Origin of the sequence: Prauserella aidingensis, assembly GCF_024171865.1 — a bacterium.
Classification (GTDB): Bacteria; Actinomycetota; Actinomycetes; order Mycobacteriales; family Pseudonocardiaceae; genus Prauserella; species Prauserella aidingensis.
In genome coordinates this window covers 309,858-329,340 of the sequence record NZ_JAMTCN010000003.1, presented here as the reverse complement: position 1 = coordinate 329,340, position 19,483 = coordinate 309,858, and the positions used below count along the sequence as shown (strand labels likewise).

21 protein-coding genes and 1 tRNA gene are annotated in these 19,483 nt (G+C 70.7%); 7 read left to right on the top strand and 15 right to left on the bottom strand.

Annotated elements, in window-relative coordinates; all coding sequences use genetic code 11:
- Positions 1-32: 32 nt before the first annotated feature.
- The gene (locus LY13_RS05635) at positions 33-233 is read right to left on the bottom strand and encodes a helix-turn-helix transcriptional regulator (protein WP_253827155.1); all 201 of its coding nucleotides are present in this window, start codon (positions 231-233) and stop codon (positions 33-35) included.
- Complete coding sequence (locus tag LY13_RS05630; RefSeq protein WP_253827154.1) at positions 233-676, bottom strand: hypothetical protein; 444 nt, start codon at positions 674-676, stop codon at positions 233-235. Before LY13_RS05630 ends, LY13_RS05635 begins: the two co-directional genes overlap by 1 nt.
- Before the next feature lie 256 nt (positions 677-932).
- On the opposite strand from LY13_RS05630, the gene LY13_RS05625 reads away from it, so the two are divergent.
- Positions 933-1,343 carry a hypothetical protein gene (locus tag LY13_RS05625; protein WP_253827153.1) on the top strand — a complete coding sequence of 137 codons (411 nt, stop codon included), beginning with the start codon at positions 933-935 and terminating at the stop codon, positions 1,341-1,343.
- Between the two features lie 103 nt (positions 1,344-1,446).
- On the opposite strand, the gene LY13_RS05620 is transcribed toward LY13_RS05625, so the two are convergent.
- From LY13_RS05620 to LY13_RS05595, 6 genes are all read right to left on the bottom strand, one after another.
- On the bottom strand, positions 1,447-2,658 hold the full coding sequence (locus tag LY13_RS05620) for a C40 family peptidase (protein WP_253827152.1): 1,212 nt from the start codon (positions 2,656-2,658) through the stop codon (positions 1,447-1,449).
- A 34-nt stretch (positions 2,659-2,692) separates the two neighbouring features.
- The gene (locus LY13_RS05615) at positions 2,693-3,007 is read right to left on the bottom strand and encodes a hypothetical protein (RefSeq protein ID WP_253827151.1); all 315 of its coding nucleotides are present in this window, start codon (positions 3,005-3,007) and stop codon (positions 2,693-2,695) included.
- A gap of 302 nt (positions 3,008-3,309) precedes the next feature.
- Complete coding sequence (locus LY13_RS05610; RefSeq protein ID WP_253827150.1) at positions 3,310-3,714, bottom strand: Imm1 family immunity protein; 405 nt, start codon at positions 3,712-3,714, stop codon at positions 3,310-3,312.
- A 54-nt stretch (positions 3,715-3,768) separates the two neighbouring features.
- Positions 3,769-4,182 (bottom strand): Imm1 family immunity protein, encoded by a 414-nt coding sequence (locus LY13_RS05605; protein ID WP_253827148.1) that lies wholly within the window; start codon positions 4,180-4,182, stop codon positions 3,769-3,771.
- A complete protein-coding gene (locus tag LY13_RS05600) occupies positions 4,170-4,940 on the bottom strand; it encodes a DddA-like double-stranded DNA deaminase toxin (protein WP_253827146.1) in 771 nt (256 codons plus the stop codon). The genes LY13_RS05605 and LY13_RS05600 overlap by 13 nt, the downstream gene beginning before the upstream one ends.
- 100 nt (positions 4,941-5,040) lie before the next feature.
- On the bottom strand, positions 5,041-5,268 hold the full coding sequence (locus LY13_RS05595) for a hypothetical protein (protein ID WP_253827144.1): 228 nt from the start codon (positions 5,266-5,268) through the stop codon (positions 5,041-5,043).
- Positions 5,269-5,607: 339 nt separating this feature from the next.
- Here LY13_RS05595 and LY13_RS05590 point away from each other — a divergent pair, with 339 nt between their 5' ends.
- Genes LY13_RS05590 through LY13_RS05580 form a run of 3 tightly spaced genes read left to right on the top strand, consistent with a single transcriptional unit; the run spans position 5,608 to position 7,174 of the window.
- On the top strand, positions 5,608-5,817 hold the full coding sequence (locus tag LY13_RS05590; RefSeq protein ID WP_253827140.1) for a hypothetical protein: 210 nt from the start codon (positions 5,608-5,610) through the stop codon (positions 5,815-5,817).
- Complete coding sequence (locus LY13_RS05585; protein WP_253827139.1) at positions 5,814-6,338, top strand: DUF6879 family protein; 525 nt, start codon at positions 5,814-5,816, stop codon at positions 6,336-6,338. The genes LY13_RS05590 and LY13_RS05585 overlap by 4 nt, the downstream gene beginning before the upstream one ends.
- A complete protein-coding gene (locus LY13_RS05580) occupies positions 6,335-7,174 on the top strand; it encodes a helix-turn-helix domain-containing protein (protein ID WP_253827138.1) in 840 nt (279 codons plus the stop codon). The genes LY13_RS05585 and LY13_RS05580 overlap by 4 nt, the downstream gene beginning before the upstream one ends.
- Before the next feature lie 47 nt (positions 7,175-7,221).
- Here LY13_RS05580 and LY13_RS05575 read toward each other — a convergent pair.
- A tRNA-Leu gene (locus LY13_RS05575) sits at positions 7,222-7,295 on the bottom strand.
- 124 nt (positions 7,296-7,419) lie between these two features.
- Here LY13_RS05575 and LY13_RS05570 point away from each other — a divergent pair.
- On the top strand, positions 7,420-7,641 hold the full coding sequence (locus LY13_RS05570; protein ID WP_183655199.1) for a DUF3618 domain-containing protein: 222 nt from the start codon (positions 7,420-7,422) through the stop codon (positions 7,639-7,641).
- Positions 7,642-7,737: 96 nt separating this feature from the next.
- On the opposite strand, the gene LY13_RS25880 is transcribed toward LY13_RS05570, so the two are convergent.
- Positions 7,738-8,418: a hypothetical protein gene (locus LY13_RS25880; RefSeq protein WP_253827137.1), complete on the bottom strand. Its 681-nt coding sequence runs from the start codon at positions 8,416-8,418 to the stop codon at positions 7,738-7,740.
- Between the two features lie 245 nt (positions 8,419-8,663).
- Positions 8,664-9,257, bottom strand: coding sequence for a TetR/AcrR family transcriptional regulator (locus LY13_RS05560; RefSeq protein WP_253827265.1), 594 nt, complete (start codon positions 9,255-9,257; stop codon positions 8,664-8,666).
- Between the two features lie 163 nt (positions 9,258-9,420).
- Between LY13_RS05560 and LY13_RS05555 the strand changes: the two genes are divergently transcribed.
- Positions 9,421-10,890 carry a flavin-containing monooxygenase gene (locus LY13_RS05555; protein WP_253827136.1) on the top strand — a complete coding sequence of 490 codons (1,470 nt, stop codon included), beginning with the start codon at positions 9,421-9,423 and terminating at the stop codon, positions 10,888-10,890.
- A gap of 120 nt (positions 10,891-11,010) precedes the next feature.
- Here the strand turns inward: LY13_RS05555 and LY13_RS05550 are convergent, their stop codons facing one another.
- The 4 genes from LY13_RS05550 to LY13_RS05535 all read right to left on the bottom strand — a co-directional run bounded on the left by LY13_RS05550 (position 11,011) and on the right by LY13_RS05535 (position 17,641).
- A complete protein-coding gene (locus tag LY13_RS05550) occupies positions 11,011-11,508 on the bottom strand; it encodes a helix-turn-helix domain-containing protein (protein ID WP_253827264.1) in 498 nt (165 codons plus the stop codon).
- 280 nt (positions 11,509-11,788) lie between these two features.
- The gene (locus LY13_RS05545; protein ID WP_253827134.1) at positions 11,789-13,621 is read right to left on the bottom strand and encodes an LCP family protein; all 1,833 of its coding nucleotides are present in this window, start codon (positions 13,619-13,621) and stop codon (positions 11,789-11,791) included.
- A 301-nt stretch (positions 13,622-13,922) separates the two neighbouring features.
- Complete coding sequence (locus LY13_RS05540; protein ID WP_253827132.1) at positions 13,923-16,193, bottom strand: phospholipase A2; 2,271 nt, start codon at positions 16,191-16,193, stop codon at positions 13,923-13,925.
- Positions 16,194-16,342: 149 nt separating this feature from the next.
- Positions 16,343-17,641 carry a GGDEF domain-containing protein gene (locus LY13_RS05535; protein WP_253827128.1) on the bottom strand — a complete coding sequence of 433 codons (1,299 nt, stop codon included), beginning with the start codon at positions 17,639-17,641 and terminating at the stop codon, positions 16,343-16,345.
- Positions 17,642-18,580: 939 nt separating this feature from the next.
- Between LY13_RS05535 and LY13_RS05530 the strand changes: the two genes are divergently transcribed.
- On the top strand, positions 18,581-19,471 hold the full coding sequence (locus tag LY13_RS05530; protein WP_253827127.1) for an SDR family NAD(P)-dependent oxidoreductase: 891 nt from the start codon (positions 18,581-18,583) through the stop codon (positions 19,469-19,471).
- Positions 19,472-19,483 lie beyond the last annotated feature (12 nt).

Genomic DNA, 19,483 nt, shown 5'->3' with positions numbered 1-19,483 from the left:
CGGCCGGAGCGGTCCACGCCCGCCGACGCGGGTCACACCGTGTCGGCGGGCGTGAAGATCTCTTCGATGGGACGTTCGAAGGTGCGTGCGATGCGGAAGGCGAGGGGCAGACTCGGGTCGAACCGGCCCTTCTCGATCGACACCACGGTCTGCCGGGAGACGCCCAGCAGCTCGGCCAGGTGCGCTTGCGACCAGTGGTGTTCGGTGCGCAGCGCTGCGACGACGTTGTCCATCACGCGGCCCGGCGCTTGAGGAGTCGGTACCGCACGGCGGTATCGATCGCCGCGACAAGGAGAATGCCGACGAGGATCGCCGTGGCACCGATCTCGATGCCGCTGATCGAGACGAGGAACAACGTGACTCCGCACGCGATGACGAGGTCGTGAAAGGTGCTGCTGGTCGCCTCGGTCATCCATCGGCTTTCGGCGTTGTCGGCCCGGTGCGGGTCCGGCCGCACCGTGTGCCGTGCGACGAACACGAACCAGGTCACCGACAGCCACGGTCCCGCGGTCGTGCCCGCGAAGACGGCGAAGGCCAGCAGCCGATCGTCGCCGCCCTCCCGGACGGTGGCCGCGACGAGGCCGACCGCGGCGGCGAGGGTCAGCCCGGTCACGAGCATCAGTACGTAGGCCGACACGGGTGCCTTCGGGCGGGGCAGGTCACGCTCGCTTTTCATGTTTCGCAGTCAAACAAGCTTTACATAGAGTGTCAAGTGAGCTTGACTTTCGAGGGTGTGTCGCCGGTTGAGTGTCCCTCCGGTGCGGCGTGCCGACCCGAGGCCCGGGGTTGTGCGATATCGCGGGTCCGCGACCGCCCGACGCGGTAACATCACCGGCGCCGGGCCGGTGCGGTCCGGCGCCGATCCCACGTCGCTCGCCGGGGAGCGGTCGTCGTCATCGCCGAACCGTCGCCCCGTTTCGGGAGGTAGCTCGATGGACACCCCGTCCACGCAGTCCGCGCCGCAGTCGATCGGCCCCGGTGACCCCCTCCGGGGCGCGGTGCTCCAGGCAGCCACGGCGCCGCTGCGCAACGCCGTCGGGGACCGCCTCGACGTCGAGGTGGAGCGGCTCAACCGCGTCGGGCCCCGGGTGTTCCTCCAGGGCACGATGCGCAGTGCAGGTGGCGGACCGGCGAACTACACCGACACCGTCTTCGAGACCCGCCGTGCCGACGGCGTGATGTCCGACGTCTACGTCGCGTTGCTCGAGAAGACCGACGCCGCGGTCACCGACGCCGACGCCCGGTCGTGGCGGGTGGTCGAGTACGCCATCGGCCCGACCGACATCGCCTGGCTTCCCTGGGCGGACAGGCACGACGTCCCGCGCGCGCTGTTCGGGTTCTGACCCGGCACCGCCGCACCCGTCGCGACACGAGCCGCAGCCACAGGAGCCCCGCCTCCGGGCCCGGATCGGAACCGGAGGCGGGGCTCCTGCCGTCGTAGGGCGATCAGGTGGGCGGGGTGAGCACCTCGACGAGGCCGCTGCCTCCGCCCATGCTGATCTGCTGCGAACCGTCGGGGTTGATGTTGTTCGAACCGATGAACTGGCCGTCGCCTGCGTAGAGCACGACGTGGCCGCCGCCGTTCGAGACCACGACGTCGCCGGGTTTCGCCTCGGACAGCGGGACCGACTGCCAGCCGTCCGCCTTGAGGTTGGCCGACAGTTGGTCGACCGAGGCGCTGGCCTGGCTCTTGTCGATCAGGCCCGCCGCTTCGAGGGTGCCGGACACGAAGTTCGCGCAGTTGACGTTGTTCGGCACCCACGACTCCATCGCGGGCAGTTCGCCGGACATCTTGAGGTCACCCGCGTTCCGGCCGAGGAACTGCTCGGCGATCTTGGCCGGGTTGTCACCGCGTGCGTCGATCGGCTTGGCGGGTCGTCCGTCGCCCTGCACCGCGGCGACGGCTCCGCCACCACCGGAGTCCCCGCCGCCGACAGGGGCGCCGCCTCCGCCGACGGCCGGGGCGTTGCCGCCGCTCATCGAGACAGGTGCGGGACTCGCGCTCGACGCCGAGGTCGAGCTGGACCCGGCGGGCACCATGTCGACGAAACCGCCGCCGATCTCGATGCCGAGAGGCTTGAGGAGCTCGTCGATCTGCTGTTCGGCGTTGTCGAGCGCCCGTTCGATCTCGTCCTTCTTGCCGCTGGCGTCCTTCTCGTTGAGCTGTCGGAGTCGTTCGATGTCGGACGCGGCGGCCGCGATCTCGTTCTCGTCGTCGGAGCTGTTCTTCCGCTGCCGCGCGGCGCCGATCAGTCTGCGGTTCTCCGCGTCCTTGGTGTTGGCTTCCTCCGCGAGCTGGGCGACCTTCTTCTTGACGTTCTCCAGGATCTCGGAGACGCGCTGGAGTGCGTTCCTGGCCGCTTCGGTCTTGTCGCCGACCTTGTAGCTGGCCTGGCTGAGCTTGTCGATGTGGTCGGCGACGGCGTCGGCGTCCTTGCCGTCCCAGCCGCGGAGCACGTCGTCCCGGAAGATCTTGAGCTCGTTGCCGAGTTCGTTGGAACTGGTCGAGGCGCCGCCGACCTTCGTGGCCTGGGCGTTCACGGCCGACGCGTCGAGCTGCTGAGCCTGCTGGGCGTGGTTGTCGATCGCGTCCATCGACTTCGGACGGTCGAGTGACGGGTCGTCGAGTCTGTCCGACTGTGGTTCTGCGGTGGTCATCGCCTGGCTCCCCTGGTTCCCGTCCTCGGTCCGATCAAGCCCGCTCGGGGTCGGCGCCCCCGAAGGTCTGCACGCCCGCGTCCTCGTCGCCGCGCATGCGTTCCGCGGCCTCCGCCAACGCGCGCGACGCGGCGTCGACGAGGTTCGCCGCGGCGCTCAGCTCGGAGTTCATGCCGCTGTAGAAGTGCCGCATCGTCTCGCCCGCGGTCGACGCGTTCTTCAGATGGCCGTACGCGCCGCCAGGATCGCCGTCGCCCAGATCGGTGCTCGCCTTGTTGAAGTCGTCCTTCAGCTTGCCGATCTTGGTGGCCAGCTCGGCGATCTGCTCCGGGTCGAACTGACGGCTCATCCGTGATCCCCTCCCGTGGTGGCGTCCGCGCCCTGCCGACGCATCCGCTGGTCCACCGCGCGGGCCGTGGCTCGGTACCCGCCTGCGCACGTGTCCCGCAGCGAAGCGACGTCGATGGTACCGACGCACGGAGGTCCGCACCGGTTCCATGGGGAAATCCGTCCGAACGTCGACCCTGCCGGGTGGCTCGGCGCCACAGCGGCTCAGGGGAGACGGGACGGCTCAGCGGAGACGGGCGGTCGTCGTCATGGTCTCAGGTCTGCGCGGTGCGGATCTCCGAAGACAGCTGCCGCGCTCAGCGCTCACGGCTGTGCCTCGGTCCACTGCACGCAGGTGGGCCGCCGGCCGGTGGTGACGAGCTCGCGGACCGCGTCGAACACCGTGTCGGTCGGTACCTCGGCGCGGGGTGGCTGCACGAAGTGGTGGCCGTCCCAGGTGAAGTAGTCGACCTCGCCGTCGTTCGACCCGCCGGCCGGCACGAACTCGGTGCCGTCCTCGGCCTCCCACGTCAGGCACCCCACGGCGCCGTTGACGCCGGCGACCAGACCGGCAGCCGACTCGGCGTTGGGCAGCAGGTTCCACACCACCCCGCCCGCACGGTCCGGGGTCAGCTCGTCGTTCAGTCGGCGCATCATGAGCACGAGCGCGTCGGGGTCGTCGATGGTGCTCACGTCGTAGACCGGCTGTTCCTCGATGGCTGTGGTCATGCCGTCCCCGCGCGCTGCCCGCGCGTCCTGGTCGGTGGATCGAACCTATCGGGCTCATCCATGGGCGGACTGGTCTTCCGCCCACTGCACGGAGACCGGCCGGGTGCCGTTCGCCATGAACTCGTGGGCCGCCTTGCGCACGTCTTCGAGTGCGATCTCGGCGTCGACGGGGAACTCGGTGTCGCTGCCCATGTAGTAGTACAGCGGCGGCTCGTCGGCGACGGACGTGCCGCCGTTCGTGGTCCAGTAGGCCGTGCGGCTGCCGCTGTAGCAGGCGACGCCGACGCCGCGGACGGCGTCGATGCCGAGGTCGAGGAACCCGGAGCGCAGCGGGTCGGCGGCGTCGACGAGCTGCACCATGTTGCGGCCCCGCCACCCGGCGAGGGTGTCGAGTACGGCGTCGAGGTCGGCGGCCGTTTCGACCGTCGTCGGCCCGTCGTGCTCGTACCAGGCTTTCAGTGCCACCACGGTTTCGCGCCCCCTTCGTAGGTCTTGGCGAACGGCGTGCCGTCGCTTTCGACGCCGTGCACGGTGAGTTTCGAACCGGACGGCAGCAGGATCGGCACTAGCGTGTCACAACCGAGCAGGCCGACGCATGGACGGTGATTGATGACCACGGTCGCGTCGGTGATGCCACGGTCGGCCATGTGCGCAGCGAGTTTCATCTCGACGTCGGAGGCACGTGCGACCGGGCGACGCGGGATGCCGAGCTCGTCGAGGCGGTCCTGCACCCGTTGCGAGGTGTCGTCGCGCCCGCTGACCATGGCGCCCACCTCGTCGCTGCTGGATGTCCACCACCGGCCGTGGGGCTTCTGCTGCACGCGGTCATTCGTGCCGACACGTGGCGGCAGCTCGGCCCGTTCCCGCGCGACGCGGTCGCCGGGCGTGGTGGTGGCCCGCGGCGCGTCGTCCTGCCGCGCGGGCGTCGGCGCTGCCGACCCGCGCGCCGCTGGCGGGGCGACGGTGGCGCCGAGCTGGTCGAGGTAGCCGCGCATCGTCTGCTCGATGTGGGCGAGGCGGCCGTGTTGCTGGTCGGCCTGCTCGGCAGCCTCCGCGGCGGCGCCGGGTGCCTGGGCTGCGTCCGGGTCGTGGGCGCCCCCGAGGCAGTAGGCGTACATGTCACGCACTTCGACGGTGCTGTGCGAGGCGTGGGCGAGCGCGGCGCGCGCGGACGCGATCTGGTCGAGGACGCGGCCGATGGCCTCGGCGAGCTGCTCGACCGACATCCGACCACCCCCAGCGGCGCGCAGCCTGGCACATCGCCCCGACGGTCCTGGTGCGCTTGCCCGGCCGGGAGCGCGGGTGTCACCGACCGGGCAGACGAGATCAGTGCGCGTCGATCACCACACGCGCCGGCGCGCGGCGGCCTTCGAGTTCGGCGGCGCGCTGGTACAGCTCGGCGGACATGCCGCCGAGTAGCTCGGCCAGCTCCCGCACGCCGTCGGCGGGCAACTCGCCGCCGTCCTGCGCGGACATCAGCGCGACGACGGCCCGCCCCAGGCCGGCATTCACCTGCCCGAGACGAGCGAGCAGCTCACGATCCCGGGCGATCACTCGTCGCCCCCGTCGCAGCCCTCGTCGGAGTCGTCGCGCTCGTCGTCCGTCGGTGTGCCGTCTGCGCGGACGACGGCGTAGGGCGACTCACATGCCCCGCTGATCCAACCCATGGCGCACTCCCGTCAAAATGCCTTTGTTGGCATCATGCTTCAAATAATCGCATCACTCAAGCAACATACGTCGGTTCGCTCGAACGGGCCCGTCGTCACGTCGTCACTGACACCGGTCAATTGCGCACGTGTTGCTGTGTCCGTCACCCGATCACCGGTGTTGTGGTGCGAATATTGACGAGACGATGCGATCGTTGTCGTTCAGAGCGATGGGAGCTGGCACATCATGGAGTTGACGTTCCTCGGCACCACCTCGGACAAGGGTTCGTGCCCCAACGTCTATGCCACGGACCGCGGCACTTACGTCGTCCAGGGCGAGAAGGTCACCGACCCCGACGCGCTCGCAACACTGCGCGCCCGCGGACTGCCCGAACACGAGACCGTCGTCGAGATTCCCGCCGGCCTCGTGCAGTACTTCCCGGAGGCGCGCGGGTGAGCTGGACCGAGCGCGGGCCGGACGCGCTACCCGAACTGCTCGACGGCATCACGGCCTCGTCGTGGCGATGGGAAGCCCAGGGCGACTATTCCGCCATCGACGGCGAGCTACTCGCGCGGTGGCGTGCCGGGCTCGGACGCGATCCCGAGGCTGACCGGTCGTGGATCGACTACGTCCAGCGGCTCCGGGCCCGCGGCATCCCGTTCCAGCGGGTGCGTGTACTCACCGATCCGCTGACCGAGTACCTGCGTTGTCAGCTCGACGTGAGCTACATGAACGTCGACCAGGCCGGCGAGGACATCCGGTGGGTCGAGGCGGCGACGGCCCGCGAGCTGGACATGCCGGACTACGACTACTACGTCATCGACAACGTCCTGGTCGCCCAGCTCGTCTTCGCCGATGACGGGCAGCTCGGCGGCGTGCGACTGTGCCGCGACGAGGACGTCCTGCAACAGCATCGCCGCTGGCGTGATGTGATCTGGCCATACGCCATCCCGCATCAGGAGTACATCGCCCGGTGACAGACCTCGACCAACGACGCATCGCGCTCGCCGACGAACTGGCAGTGCTGATGCGCCGCGCCGGCCTGTCCGGTCGGCAACTCGCCGCCGCCGTCGGCTGGCAGGCCAGCAAAGTCTCGCGCATCCTGTCCGGCAAGCAACGCGTCACCGATGACGACCTTGCGACCTGGCTCACCGCCGCCGACGCGCCCACGGCCGAGGCCGAGCGGCTGCGCGACGAGCTACGCGCCATCCGCGCCGAAGAGGCCCGCTGGTCCCGCCGCGCAGCCAGTGGTCATCGCGCGCTGCAAGAGGACATGGCCGCACGCGAACAACACGCGACGCGCATCCGCACCGTCGACCTCGCACTCGTACCCGGCCTGGTCCAGACCGCAGACTACGCCCGTGCCGTGTTCACCTCACTGGCCGACCTGCGCGACACCCCGCGCGACACCGATCAGGCCGTGCAGGCCCGTATGCAGCGGCAACACGTGCTCTACGACTCCTCGCGCACCATCGAACTCCTCACCACCGAGTCCGCACTGCGCACCCCGGTCGGAGACGCGTCCGTCATGGCGGCCCAACTCGACCGGCTGCGCGCACTCGACGGGCTCGCCAACGTGCACCTGCGGATCATTCCGCTCGGCGCGACCCTGCCGGTGCCACTGCTGCACGGGTTCTGGATCCTCGACGACTACGTACTCGTCGAAACACTCCACAGCGACGCCTCCACCAGCGTGCCCGACGACGTCGACCTCTACCGACGCATCGCCGACATGCTGTGGGCGGCTGCCGCCGAGGGAGACGCGGCCCGCGCCATCCTTACGCGAGTCGCGTCCCACCCTTCTTCAGGGTGACCGGTCCCGCCTCGGCGGTCGCGCGTCATCGCAGGTCATGCGGTCGGTGGGCCCGGTGGGACTCGAACCCACACTGGCTAGGACCTAAACCTAGTGCCTCTGCCGATTGGGCTACGGACCCGACGGGGGATCAGCTTAGCGGTGACGGTTCCGTGCGGTTTCGGCGTGGCCTGTGCGCCCAGGAGGCCCATCGTGATCTACCGTGACACTCTGCGCGCAATGCATGCATTCAGCGAGGAGGACACGTGGCTCGCAACCCGGACGCCATCGAACGCGAGATCGAGCGCTCTCGGACTGCCCTGGCCGGCACGATCGACCAGCTCGCGGTGAAGGCCAACCCGCAGCGGCTCGCCGACAACGCCAAGACGAGCGTCCAGGCCAAGCTCGAGGAGCCGAAGGTGAAGTTCCCGCTGATCGGCGCCGGCGCGCTGATCGCGGCGCTGCTGGTGCGCAAACTGGTCCGCTGACACACACCACGCCGGCGGCCGCGCATCGGGAGCGCGACCGTCGGCGTGGTGCGGGTTCGGCGCGGGAGCGAACCGGGCGAGGGGAGCTCGCGCCGGTCAGCTCGTCGCGGACGTGCCTGCGGCAGCCGCGTAGGTCTTGCCGTCCGACTCGTCGTCGGCGGTCGCAGACCCCGTGACCTCCGGGCTCTTGGTGATCTCCTTGCGCGGCACCCCACTGCCGGGCGCGGTGCCCTGGGTGGCCGTGCCCTCGTCGGCGTCGGCCGTCTCGGCCGTCACCTCGGCGGATTCCTCCGCGTCCGGCGCCTCGTCAGCGGTGGCAGCCGTCTCGGCCGCGTCCCCCTCGCCGACCACGTCCTCCTCGGCATCCGTTTCCGCGACGTCCTCGGACGCGACGGTCTCGGACTCCTCCGCGTCGGCGTCCGCCGCCTCGGCTTCGGCGACCTCTCCGGACTCCGCCGCCTCGGCCGCCCCCTCGGCCGTGGCGTCACCGGTCTCGTCACCGTCCGCGGACTCGTCCTGCTCGGCCTCGGTACGCGAGAGCCGCGCCGTCATGTACGTCGAGGTGAACTCGAACGCACTGCCGTTGAGCAGGTGCACCACGGTCGGATCCTCGTCGCTCCCATCCCTGGGTGCGATCTTCTCGATGAGCTGATCGGCACGGTCGCGTGCGGCGATGATGCCCGGAGCCTTGTCGGTCAGCTCCTGGCCCTCGCCGGCCACGGTGACCGTGTAGTCCTCCTCGTCGCGCACGTAGACCGCAGTGATCGGCTGCGCCACTGTCCTCACCCCTCTCCCAACGGCAGGTCTCACTCTGCAGGACGCTCCCGCCGCCGTCCTATGACGCCAATCCATTGAACACACGATCGTGTGGCAACCCGGCGCCGTCTCGGGATTGTGTTACGAACAGGTGCCCACAGCAATACGAGTCGGTGTCGGGAATTACGCAGGGTGAGAACGGTCTCAGCGGTCGGCCCGCTGTGGTCACGGAGCGCCACTGTGCGCGTGGGGGCTGTGAATTTCCATCAGCGATCAGCGATGTGCGCGAGGCCGCCCCACAGCAGGTTGACGGCGTACTCGGCCACGATCTCCGGCGTGAGGTCGCTGCGTTGCTCGGACCAGATCGCCAGTCGCTCGCAGCCGCCGACGACGAATTCCGCGGCCGCTTGGAGCAGGCCCGATTCCTCGGCCATCCGTGCCGTCTCGGGGTCGGTGAAATCACCCATCAGTGTGGCGATCAGGTCGGTCTGCTGCTGCCGGGTCGTCTCGAGCTCCTCGGCGGCCGTGCCGACCAGGCTCGCTTCGTGGCGCACGAGTGACCACGCCTGCCTGCGATCGCGGATGAAACCGAAGAACGCGAGCAGGCCCTGCCGGAGCGCCTCCTCGCCGGTGGGCGAGTTGGCGACGGCCTGCGCGGTGACGCGCCGCAGCTCCGCACGCGCCTCGCGAATGCACGCGAGGAGCAGCCCCTCCTTCGAGTTGAAGTACTCGTAGAGCATCGGCTTCGACACGCCGACGCGTTCGGCGATCTCGTCCATCGACGCCGCGGTGTAGCCGCGTTCGGCGAACACGGCCTCGGCGACCTGGATCATCTGCCGCTCGCGCTGTGCACGCGGCATGCGCTTACGCGGTTTCGCCCGTGCCGATTCCGCTCCGCCACCGGTGGTGTCGGGGGCTTTCGCCGTAGAACTCACACACCCTAGGCTACCGGAAGTAACCTACTTCGAGTAAGGTGGACTCGCGGTAACAGGCAACGGGAGCAGACAGCGGCTGGAGGCACGCATGGGCAACCGCATCGAGGCGGGCGTCATCATCGTCGGGACCGGGTTCTCCGGCATGGGGATGGCGATCAAGCTCCGCCAGGAGGGGCGCGAGGACTTCGTCGTCATCGAGAAGGCCGACGAGGTGGGCGGCACCTGGCGCGACAACACCTATCCCGGTTGCGCCTGTGACATCCAGTCGCACATGTACTCGTTCTCGTTCGAGCAGAACCCCGACTGGTCGCGGGCGTTCTCCCGGCAGCCGGAGATCCACGACTACCTGCGCGCCACCGCCAGGAAGTACGACCTCTACCGCTCGATCCACTTCGGGCAGGAGCTGACCGGCGCCCGGTGGGACGAGGAGACCCGACGCTGGCACGTGAGCACCGCCCGCGGCGACGAGTTCGTCGGCAAACACCTGGTCGCGGGCGTCGGCGCGCTGCACATCCCCCAGATCCCGGAACTGCGCGGCGCCGAGAGGTTCCAGGGGCCCGCGTTCCACTCCGCGCAGTGGGACCACGACGTCGACCTGCGCGACAAGAAGGTCGCGGTCGTCGGCACGGGAGCGAGTGCGGTGCAGTTCGTGCCGCAGATCGCCAAGGAGGTCGACAGGCTGACGCTCTTCCAGCGCACACCGCCGTGGATCATGCCGAAGCCCGACCGTCGGATGCCCGGCTGGGGCCGCAAGCTCTTCGCACGGGTCCCCGGTGTCCAGCGGCTCTACCGCAGCGCCATCTACTGGATGCTCGAGATGCGCGCCATCGGGTTCAACGGTGACCCGAGGATCATGAAGCTTGCTCAGAAGGTCGCCGAGCGGCACGTCAAGAAGCAGGTCCGCGATCCCGAACTGCGGGAGAAGGTCACGCCCGATTACGTGATGGGCTGCAAGCGCGTGCTCATCTCCAACGACTACTACCCGGCGCTTCAGCGCGACAACGTGGACGTGGTGACCGACGGCGTCGCCGAGGTGACCGAGAACAGCGTCATCGACTCGGCGGGCGTCGAACACGAGGCCGACGTCATCATCTACGGCACCGGCTTCCACGTGACCGACGCGTTCGACCACCTGAACATCGTCGGGCTCGGGGGGCAGGACCTGGGCAAACTGTGGGCGACCGAGGGGATGCAGACGCACAAGGGCATCACCGTCGCGGGCTTCCCGAACCTGTTCTTCCTGCTGGGGCCGAACACCGGCCTGGGACACAACTCGGTCGTGTTCATGATCGAGCAGCAGATCCGCTACATCGCCGAGGCCATCGAGTACACCGAGCGCAAGGACGCCGAGGCGATCGAGGTGCGGCCCGAGGTGCAGGACAAGTTCAACACCGACATCCAGCGCAAACTCGAAGGCGGCATCTGGAGCCGCGGCGGCTGCACCAGCTGGTACCTCGACGCCCAGGGTGTCAACCGCACCGTCTGGCCCGGCTTCACGTGGCGGTACTGGATGCAGACCCGCAAGCTCGACCCGAGCGACTACACGCTGACCAAGTGACGAAGTGACGCCTCCGGCGGCGTGACGCCGCGGCGGTGAGCCGACGACGCGGACCGGCCGGGTGACGGGAGCAGCCGTCACCCGGCCGTCGTCGTGTCGGCGGGCCGGAGGGTCGTGTGGTCAGCCGTGCCGGTGGGCGTCCCCCGTGGCCGCACCCGGACCCGGCGAGAGCTCGGCGAGTTTGGCCAGCAGCTGCGTCGTGGGCATCCGGCACAGCTCGGCCATGCGCTCCAGGGCCGAGTGGTCGAGCTGGATCTCCGGTGAACTCGACCGCCGCAGCCGGTCCTCGGCCCACCGCCGCAGCGGTGACAGCCCCGGACTGTCGTCGGCGACGACGCTCGCGAGGTTCACCCTGATCTGTCCCGGATCGTCGCCGAAGACCCGCCGGTGTACCCGCCCGAGCAGGTCTTGGGGCGGTTCCCCCAAAGCCGTGCACAGCTCCACCAGTCGAACCACCGAACAGTGCCTGGTGCCCAGTTCGTAGGTGGCGAGTGTCTGCAGCGAGATGTCGCTCTGCAGCCGCTCGTTCAACTCTTTCCTTGTCCAACCGCGCTGCTTTCTGAGCTTGCGCAGTTCTTCCCCCAGGACGCGCTGGAAAGCGTCCGCGTCGATCAGCACTCCTCGTCCCCTGCCCGCATCATCTGCCGGATGGCCCGGCTCTGCGTCCTTCACCCGAATGAAAGTGCGCTGGGGCGTCGTGCTGACGCGACTGTGCGAAAAAGATTCGCCCTTCTTGTCAACTTAGTCTATGTGGGTGATATTATTGCCCCGAATGGGCTCACCCTGTGTGAATAGGTCTCACCTGTGGACGCGGCGACGTTCGACGGGGTCACAGCGCCGACACCGGCCGGCTGCGACAGCAGGTTGCGACAGCGAACCGCGACCCGCGGACCGGGTGTCAGTTGACGCAGGTGACGCCGTCGGCGCTGATCGGCTCGTCGCCCGACGGCTGTTGCTGCTGCGGGGCGGGCGGGCCCTGCGCCTGTGCGCGCAGTCCCTCGGGGGCACCGCCCGGTGCCGCACCGCCGCCCGACTCGGCCGGGGCCTCGTAGTCCGGCCCGAGCAGTACCTGGACCTGGCCCGACGGCACCGAGGAGCTCGTCTCGACCGACACGTCGCCGAGCTTGCCGGCGACCTTCTCTCCCGTCGCGCGCTCACCCTCGGCCGCCTGCACGACCGTCGTGGTGCGGGGGTCGGTGTTGCCCACCTCGCCCTGGCCGAATCCGGCGGCCGTCAGCGTCTCCGACACGCTCCCGGCGAGCCCGGTGATGCTCGAGCCGTTCAGGACGTCGACCGTGATCTCCGACGGCGCGGGAGCGGGTTTCGACGACTCCTTCGGATCCTTCAGGCCGGCCAGCTCGCGCACGTACGACTGCACCTCCGCCGGATCGACCTGCACGGCCTGGCCGTCGCTCGGGGTGTCGAACTCCGGGTTGGCGACCGGAATCGTGGTGAACTCGATGTTGCCCGCCGACAGGCCCTGCAACTGCTGGGCGAACCCGAGCAGGTCCCAGCCCTTGTTCACGACGACCGACTTCTGGATCGAGTCGATGAGGTTGTTGAGCTTGGCGGGGTCGGCGAGGGTGCCCGCGGACACGACCTTCCTGGCCAGGCCTGCCATGAAGACCTGCTGCCGCACGACGCGGTCGAGATCGCCGCGCAGCAGACCGTGCCGCTGCCGGACGAACGCCAGTGCCTGGTGGCCGGAGATCGTCTGCTTGCCCGCGTCGAACTTCGCACCCGAGTACGGATCGTCGACGGGCTCGTTGAGGCACACCTCGACGCCGCCGATGGCCTTGGTGATGTCGTGGAAGCCCAGCAGGTTGATCGAGGCGTAGTTGTCGATCGACGCGCCGGTGACGCCCTCGACCGTCTCGATGAGCTTCTTGGCGCCCGCCTGGTTGCTCCGGACCTCCAGATCAGCCTCGTCGGTGACGCCTTCGGCCTGCAACTGCCTGCGCGCGTCGGCCTTCGCCCGCGCGTACGCCGAGTTGATCTTGTGTTTGCCGTAGCCGGGGATGTCGACGTACGAGTCCCGCGGCAGCGAGATCGCGGTCGCCTTGCTGCCGTCGTTCGGGATGCGCACGAAGATCAGCGTGTCGGTGTTCAGCTCGCCGTCGGCGACACCGGCGTTGAGCTTGGCCAGCATCTTCTCGGGCAGCGGGTTGCCCTGCGCGTCGGTGCGGCTGTCCATCCCGACCAGCAGGATGTCGCGCGCCCCGTCGGCGGGCTTCGCCCCCTCGTCGATCACGTCGGCCATCGTCAGGCCGTTGACCAGGCCCTGCATGGCGGCCCACGCATAGCCGGTGAGCGACATGACCAGCACCGACACGATCGCCAGCGCGACCTTCGGCGCCAGCAGTGACGACCGCCGCTTCGGCGGGACGGGACTACCGCCGCGTGGCCGGTCGCCCTTGCCCGGTGGTGGTGGCTTGCGCGGTCCGTTGCCCGCGGACGCCGCCGGAGGGCGCTGTCCGCCTGCGGGAGGCGTACGCCGCGGCCCGCCGGGTTCGCCGGCCCGGGCTCCCGGGGGCGGTCCCGGCCTGCGCGGGGGCTGGTCCGGCCTGCCCCCGCCCACGGGCGGCCCCGGTTCGGGTGGCCGCGGCGGGTTGTTCGTGGGCCGCTGCGGGCCACGCGGTCCCTGAGGGCCGCCGGGTGGGCCGTCCGCGCCGCGCTGCCACGGCCGCTGCGGGCCTTGCCCCCGAGACGGGTTCCGCGGTGGTTCGTTCACGCCGACGGCTCCCTTTCTCGACTCGTGGGGCGTACTACGGGCTCGGTGGTGCGCGGGCCGATACGCCGACACGGCCCGCGCGCGTCGACCCGGTGTCCGGCACCGATCTCCGGCACCGGTCTCCGGTACGGGGTACCCCGCGGGGAACCGCGCACGGCCGGAGCCCGGCCCTTCAGGGAGACGCGGCGGTGCGGCCGGAGGTTGTCCGTAGCGTGGCACATCGGTGCCCCGATGTGGCCGAGGACACGGCAGGGCGCCCGGGAGCCGCCCGGATCGTGGCCGGTGTCGGATTCGCTCGTGCTCATCCTCCGGCCGCCCCGGTGGGCGGGCCGTGCCACAACGACCGCAGCGGCCGGGAGGCCCGGCGCGCGGCCCACACGGTAGCCAGTACCGCGGCGACGGCGAGCACCCCGGTGCCCGTGTGGACGACGACGCCCGCGGTGAACACGCCCGGTCCGGCCGTCGCCGACAGCAACGGCGGGACACAGGCCAGCGCGGTGAGCAGCCAGGTGCGCGGGGAGTGGCTGTCCCCGGTGCGGACCGTGTGCAGCAGCGACATCCCCAGCAGCAGGTGGACGAGACTCTGGATCGGGTCGAGCGGCAACTCCGCCAGCAACGGCGTGTCACCGAAGGTGCGGAAGCTGGACAGCGCGAACCCGAAGACCCCGATCGTGGCGTAGCCGACGCCCGCGGTCGTGGCGACGTGAGCGAGTACTCGTTCCAGGCGCGCGGTGGGCGGCCGAGCCGGAGCGGTGGGCGGCCGGTGGGCGGCATGGCGTTCGAACCACCAGAACACCGCGAGTGCGGGAACCGCCAGCATGGCCACGGCGAGGCCCACGCGCAGGCTGCCCGACGGCACCAGGTCCGGCAGGTACACGGCCGCGACCAGCAGGATCATTCCGGACAGGAACAGCAGGTAGAGGCTCATCGGTGCCTGTGCGGCATGCCCGGCGGCGACCCGCAGCCGTGGACTGCGTGCCACCGCGGCCAGCGGCGTACGCGCCAGGCGGAGCACGCTCAGCTGTACGAGCCCGAGCAGCAGCACCGGGACGACCGGGCCTGCCAGGGGCGGGGGACCGTCGGGGCTGCCGAGGACCGTCGCGGGGACGAGGCCCTGCCATGCGCCCCCGGCCAGCAGGACCGTGCCGAGGACGGCCGTGACCGCGGCCGGTCGGGCAGACCGGAGTCGCCCGGCCGCGTGGACGAGCGCCAGCTGCTGTGCGACGAGGGCCATGACCAGCGCCGCGAGGCCGGCCAGCATCGGGGTCTGGGTGCGTTCCGCGGCCACCACCAGGCCGCTCAGCGCGGCGACCAGAGAGACACCCGTGACGGTGGCGGCCTTCCGGTGCAGCAGGTGCATCACCGGTGCCGCGACGGCCGTCAGCACGTAGACACCGAGCATCCACAGCGGATGCAGCGCAATGCGTACGGCGACCTCGACGGTCGAGGACGGCACCGTCATCAACTCGAGAGCGGTCGGCACCGCGAAGGCCACGAGCGCGAACACCAGCGCCATGCGGAGCAGCCAGCCCGTGCGGTGTGCCAGGTACTCGCGGTATCCGCCGCCCGCGTTCCGCACGTCGCGCCAGTCCGCCAGGTTCGCGTGCCCGCCCGCGAAGAAGAACACGAACGCGAATTGGGTGAGCCAGGTCGCGGGCCACAGCCACGACTCGTCGACACCCGCCCAGCCCGCGAGCGCCACGGCCGATTCGCCGAGCACGATCGCGCCGATCGCGGCGACACCGAGCAGGGTCCACCGGTTCGCGGGCGCCGCGGGTCGGGGCGGTGCGGCCACGACCCGCGGGCGCGCCCTTCGGCTCCTCCGCCACGTGCGCAACCGGAAGGCCAGCAACAGGCCGATCGCGGCAACCCCCGCCAGCAGTGGCCCGAGAGGTTCGCCGGTGGGCGGTCCCCAGCGCTGATGCCACGAGTTGACGTCCATGCCCGCCGCGTACAGCGACGCGACGGCGTGACAGGCCCGCCCGGAGCCGCGCGGGTTGGTGTCGCACGTGGCGTGCATGTCGTCGGTCAGTCGCTGGTCGAGCGCGTCCCGCAACGCCGGGTCGAGGGGATGGCCCTTGGCGTCGGCGTAGCGCAACAGGTCGTAGCCGAGGTCGTGGGCGCGGCACGCCGTGTCGAAATTCCACCGGGTGCCGTCGTCGCCCCAGGGTGCCGAGCATCCGCCGTCGATGTGGACCGACCGCACGGTGCCGTCCGGCGCGGTCTCCTCGCCGGCCCCGGCGCCCGTGACCGCCCGGAAGTCCGGGGGCAGGTGCTCGTGGGCCTCGCCCGCCGTCCGCGGGTCGAGCAGCGCGTGCGCGGCCTGCTCGGCCATGGCCACGTCGCCGTGGGGCGGCCCCTGCTCCGGCGGCGGCGCGGAACGGGAGGCGAAGAAGCCGAACCCGACGACCACGACGAGCAACAGCAGCACGCGTCCGGTCGTCGTCAGTCCCCGGCCGAGTCCTCGTCCGAAGCCGCGTCGCCGGTGCCCGCCGCGCGGTGGTGGCGCGACGGGCACCGGCGAGGCGGAGGTCGGGGGCGCCTCGGAGGACTCGGTGGTCGGGTGGGCCATCGACGTCCAGGGTGGCAGCGGTCGTGTGAAGCGGATATCGGGGGAACCCCCGAAAGCATGACGATCTGGTGACGGGGCCACGCGACGCGGTCACGTGCCGCATCGATTCTGTGCGGCGGAACGGCCGAGCGAGTGGCCGTCCGGCCCGGTCACGGCCCCGCGGACTCCGCGAGGTGCACCGCGTCGCGGCCGGCCTCCTTCGCGGCGTACACCGCGGCGTCGGCAGCGTGTGTGAGGTCGTCCAGCGTCGTTGCGTGATCCGGGTACACGGCGATGCCGACCGACGCCGTCGGACCCGTGATCGTGACGTGCGAACCGCGTTTGTCGGTCGTGTCGATGTGCAGGTCCGCGATGGTCGCGCGGATGCGCTCGGCGGCGTGTGCCGCGGCGTCGGCGTCGGTGTCGGGCAGCAGCAGGAGGAACTCCTCACCGCCGAACCGGCCGACGATGTCGGCGGGCCGGGTGACCTCGCGCAGCACCCCCGCCACCCGCGCCAGCACGTCGTCGCCCGCGGGATGGCCGTAGGTGTCGTTGACGTCCTTGAAGTGGTCGAGGTCGATCATCAGCACCGCGAGGGTGCCGTCGGCGCGGCGCACCCGGCGGAGCGCGCGGCCCGCGGCCTCCGACCAGCCGCGCATGTTCCGCAGTCCGGTTTTCGGGTCGCTGGCGGCGTCGGCCTGCAACTGTTCGATCTCGGCGAGCCGGTTGAACACGACCGCCACCGCGGTCATGATCAGCACCGCGGGCGGCAGCGTGATCAGCAGTACCGCCGTCACGGCGCCCAGGCCCGTGGCGATGGCCTCGAGCAGGTTGTCGGAGGCGCTGCCGAACACCCCGCGCCGGGTGGGCGACGGCCCGCTGAGCGTGATCGCGCCGCCGACGTAGACGAGCTGCGCCCCTTCGTACACCGCCGCGGCGAGCACGATCAGGGCGAACTCGCGCAGCGACGCGGCCGGGGTGAGCGACGCCCAGTCGGCCGGACCGAGTGCGCGGTGGAGGCTTGCGGCCAGCGCTGCCGCGAAACAGTGCGCGACCGTCGAGAACACGAAGTTGTGCGCGGGCCGGCGCGCGATGAGCCAGCGCTGGGCGCGTACCGCGACGATCAGCGCCACCGTCAGCGTCACGGGCAGCACCAGGACGGCCGGGAAGACCCACACCGCGTTCAGGTCGATGAGCACGGACCGCATCCGGCTGCGGCGTCGCTCCTCCTGCCGCCGCGTCAGCTGGATGTGGGCGGTGGCCCCCGCGAAGAGCAGCCCGAGTCGGAGCCAGTCCGTCGCGCCGGGTGCCGGTGCGGACGTCGCGGCGAGCGTGACGCCGGCCAGCGCCAGGAGTTCGGCCACCACGACGAATCCGATGAACGCCGGTGGTCGCTGCCACAGCGCCCATTTCGCCGGGCTGATCGGCCCGGGGCGGCGGCGTTCCGGGCCGGCTCCGTGACGAGGCACGCGCCGAGAGCCGGGCCCCCCGGCCGCCGCGCTCGCCGCGACCCGCCCACCCGACCCCGCGAGGTCGGACGCCGGGTTGTCGGATGCCGAGCTGCCGGACGCTGCGGATGCGGACGCCGAGGTCCGGGACGCCGGGGCCTGGGACGCCGCGGTCTCGGAGGATGTGGTGCTCGAGGCTCCGGTGCTCGAGACGGTGCCGCCGGTCTGCCCGGTACCGGGCGTGGGGCCGTGCCCGCCGGTGCCGGATCGTGAGGGAAGCCGGGCATGCCGCTCGCGCTGCACGGGTGACCTCCCTGGTTGCCTGGGTGCGCTGTCCTGGGTGTCGGGTGTCCGCGGATACCCGACACCGCCGTCTCCTGCACGGCACCGTGAACACGGTGCGTATCGGCCGATGTCGTTTCCGTGACAGTGGATCACGTGTGTGCCCGTTTCGTCCGCGTGCGGCACGGGCGTGGGTGAGACGTCACCGGGAAGGGGACGGCGAGGGGGTCGGCGGGGCTGCGCCGACCGGGTCTCCGGAGTCGGATCCCCTGGTGGAGGGGTATGGCCCCGACTAGGCTGACCCCCACACGATACGCCGGGCCGCACAGCGTTCGCCCAGCTCGCCGCCTGTGAGGTGAGGGGAGGTTCCGTGATGCGCGACCGTGACTTCTGACCGGCGCGACCGCCCCGGCGTGAGACGTCCCGTCGTCTCGGCCGTGGCCGCCTGCGCTGCTGCACCGGCGTGACCTCCGGGCGACCGTTCGTCCTCGGCGGCTCCCTCCGTTCGGTTGCGCTCTTCCATGGGGCCGATCGGCTACCACACGCTCGGCGCACCCATCCCTCCGTCCGCCGATGGCAGGCATGTGCTGCGCCATCAGGGGGAAAGACTGGGACCGACCGCTGCTGTGGGTAGAACCCCCGTGCGGTCGGACCGGGTGCTGACAGCGGGAGGTCGACATGGACGGGTTACTCGGCGGCAAGGCCGTCGTCGTCACCGGCGCCGGACGAGGACTGGGGGAGGCGTTCGCCGTGCACGCGGCGCGCGCGGGCGCCGATGTCGTCGTCAACGACGTCGACGCCGGTGCCGCCGAGTCCGTGGCGGCGAACATCCGGGCTCACGGCGGCCGCGCGGTCGCGAGTGGGCACGACGTGTCGGACGCCGACCAGGCCGCCGCCGTCGTGGACACGTGCGTCGGCGAGTTCGGCGGCGTCGACGGCCTGGTCAACAACGCCGCGGTGAACCACGAGGCGCTGCCGTGGGAGGACGATCCGTCCCGGGTGCGCAGGCTGATCGAGACCAACGTGCTCGGCGTGACCTTCACCGGCATGGCCGCGGCCCGCGCCATGGTCGATGCGGGCCGCGGCGGGTCGATCGTCAACATCAGTTCCGGCGCGTCCCTCGGTCAGCGCAAACTCGGTGCGTACGCCGCGAGCAAAGGTGCCGTCGCGTCGTTGACCTATTCATGGGCCCTCGACATGGAGGACGAGGGCATCCGCGTCAACGCCGTGTGCCCGCTCGCGCACACCCGCATGGTGTGGACGTCCGAACGGGCCTTGCGCGGCTGCCCGCCGGACCGCACGCCCAGCCGTATCGCACCGCTGGTGCTCTACCTGCTCGGCGACGGTTCGGCGGGCATCACCGGCCAGCTGGTGCGCTGCAACGGGCCGCAACTGCACATCGTCGGCCAGCCGTATCTGAAGGCCCCGATCCTCGAACGCGACGTGTGGGACACCGAGGGCGTCCAGCGCGCGTTCGAGGAGGTCTTCGGCGCCCACCTCGAGCCGTACGGTCTGGAGAAGCGGGTTCCGCCGCGGCTGCGCAAGTGGCTCAACGTCAGCAGCGCCTGACGCCGGCCCGGC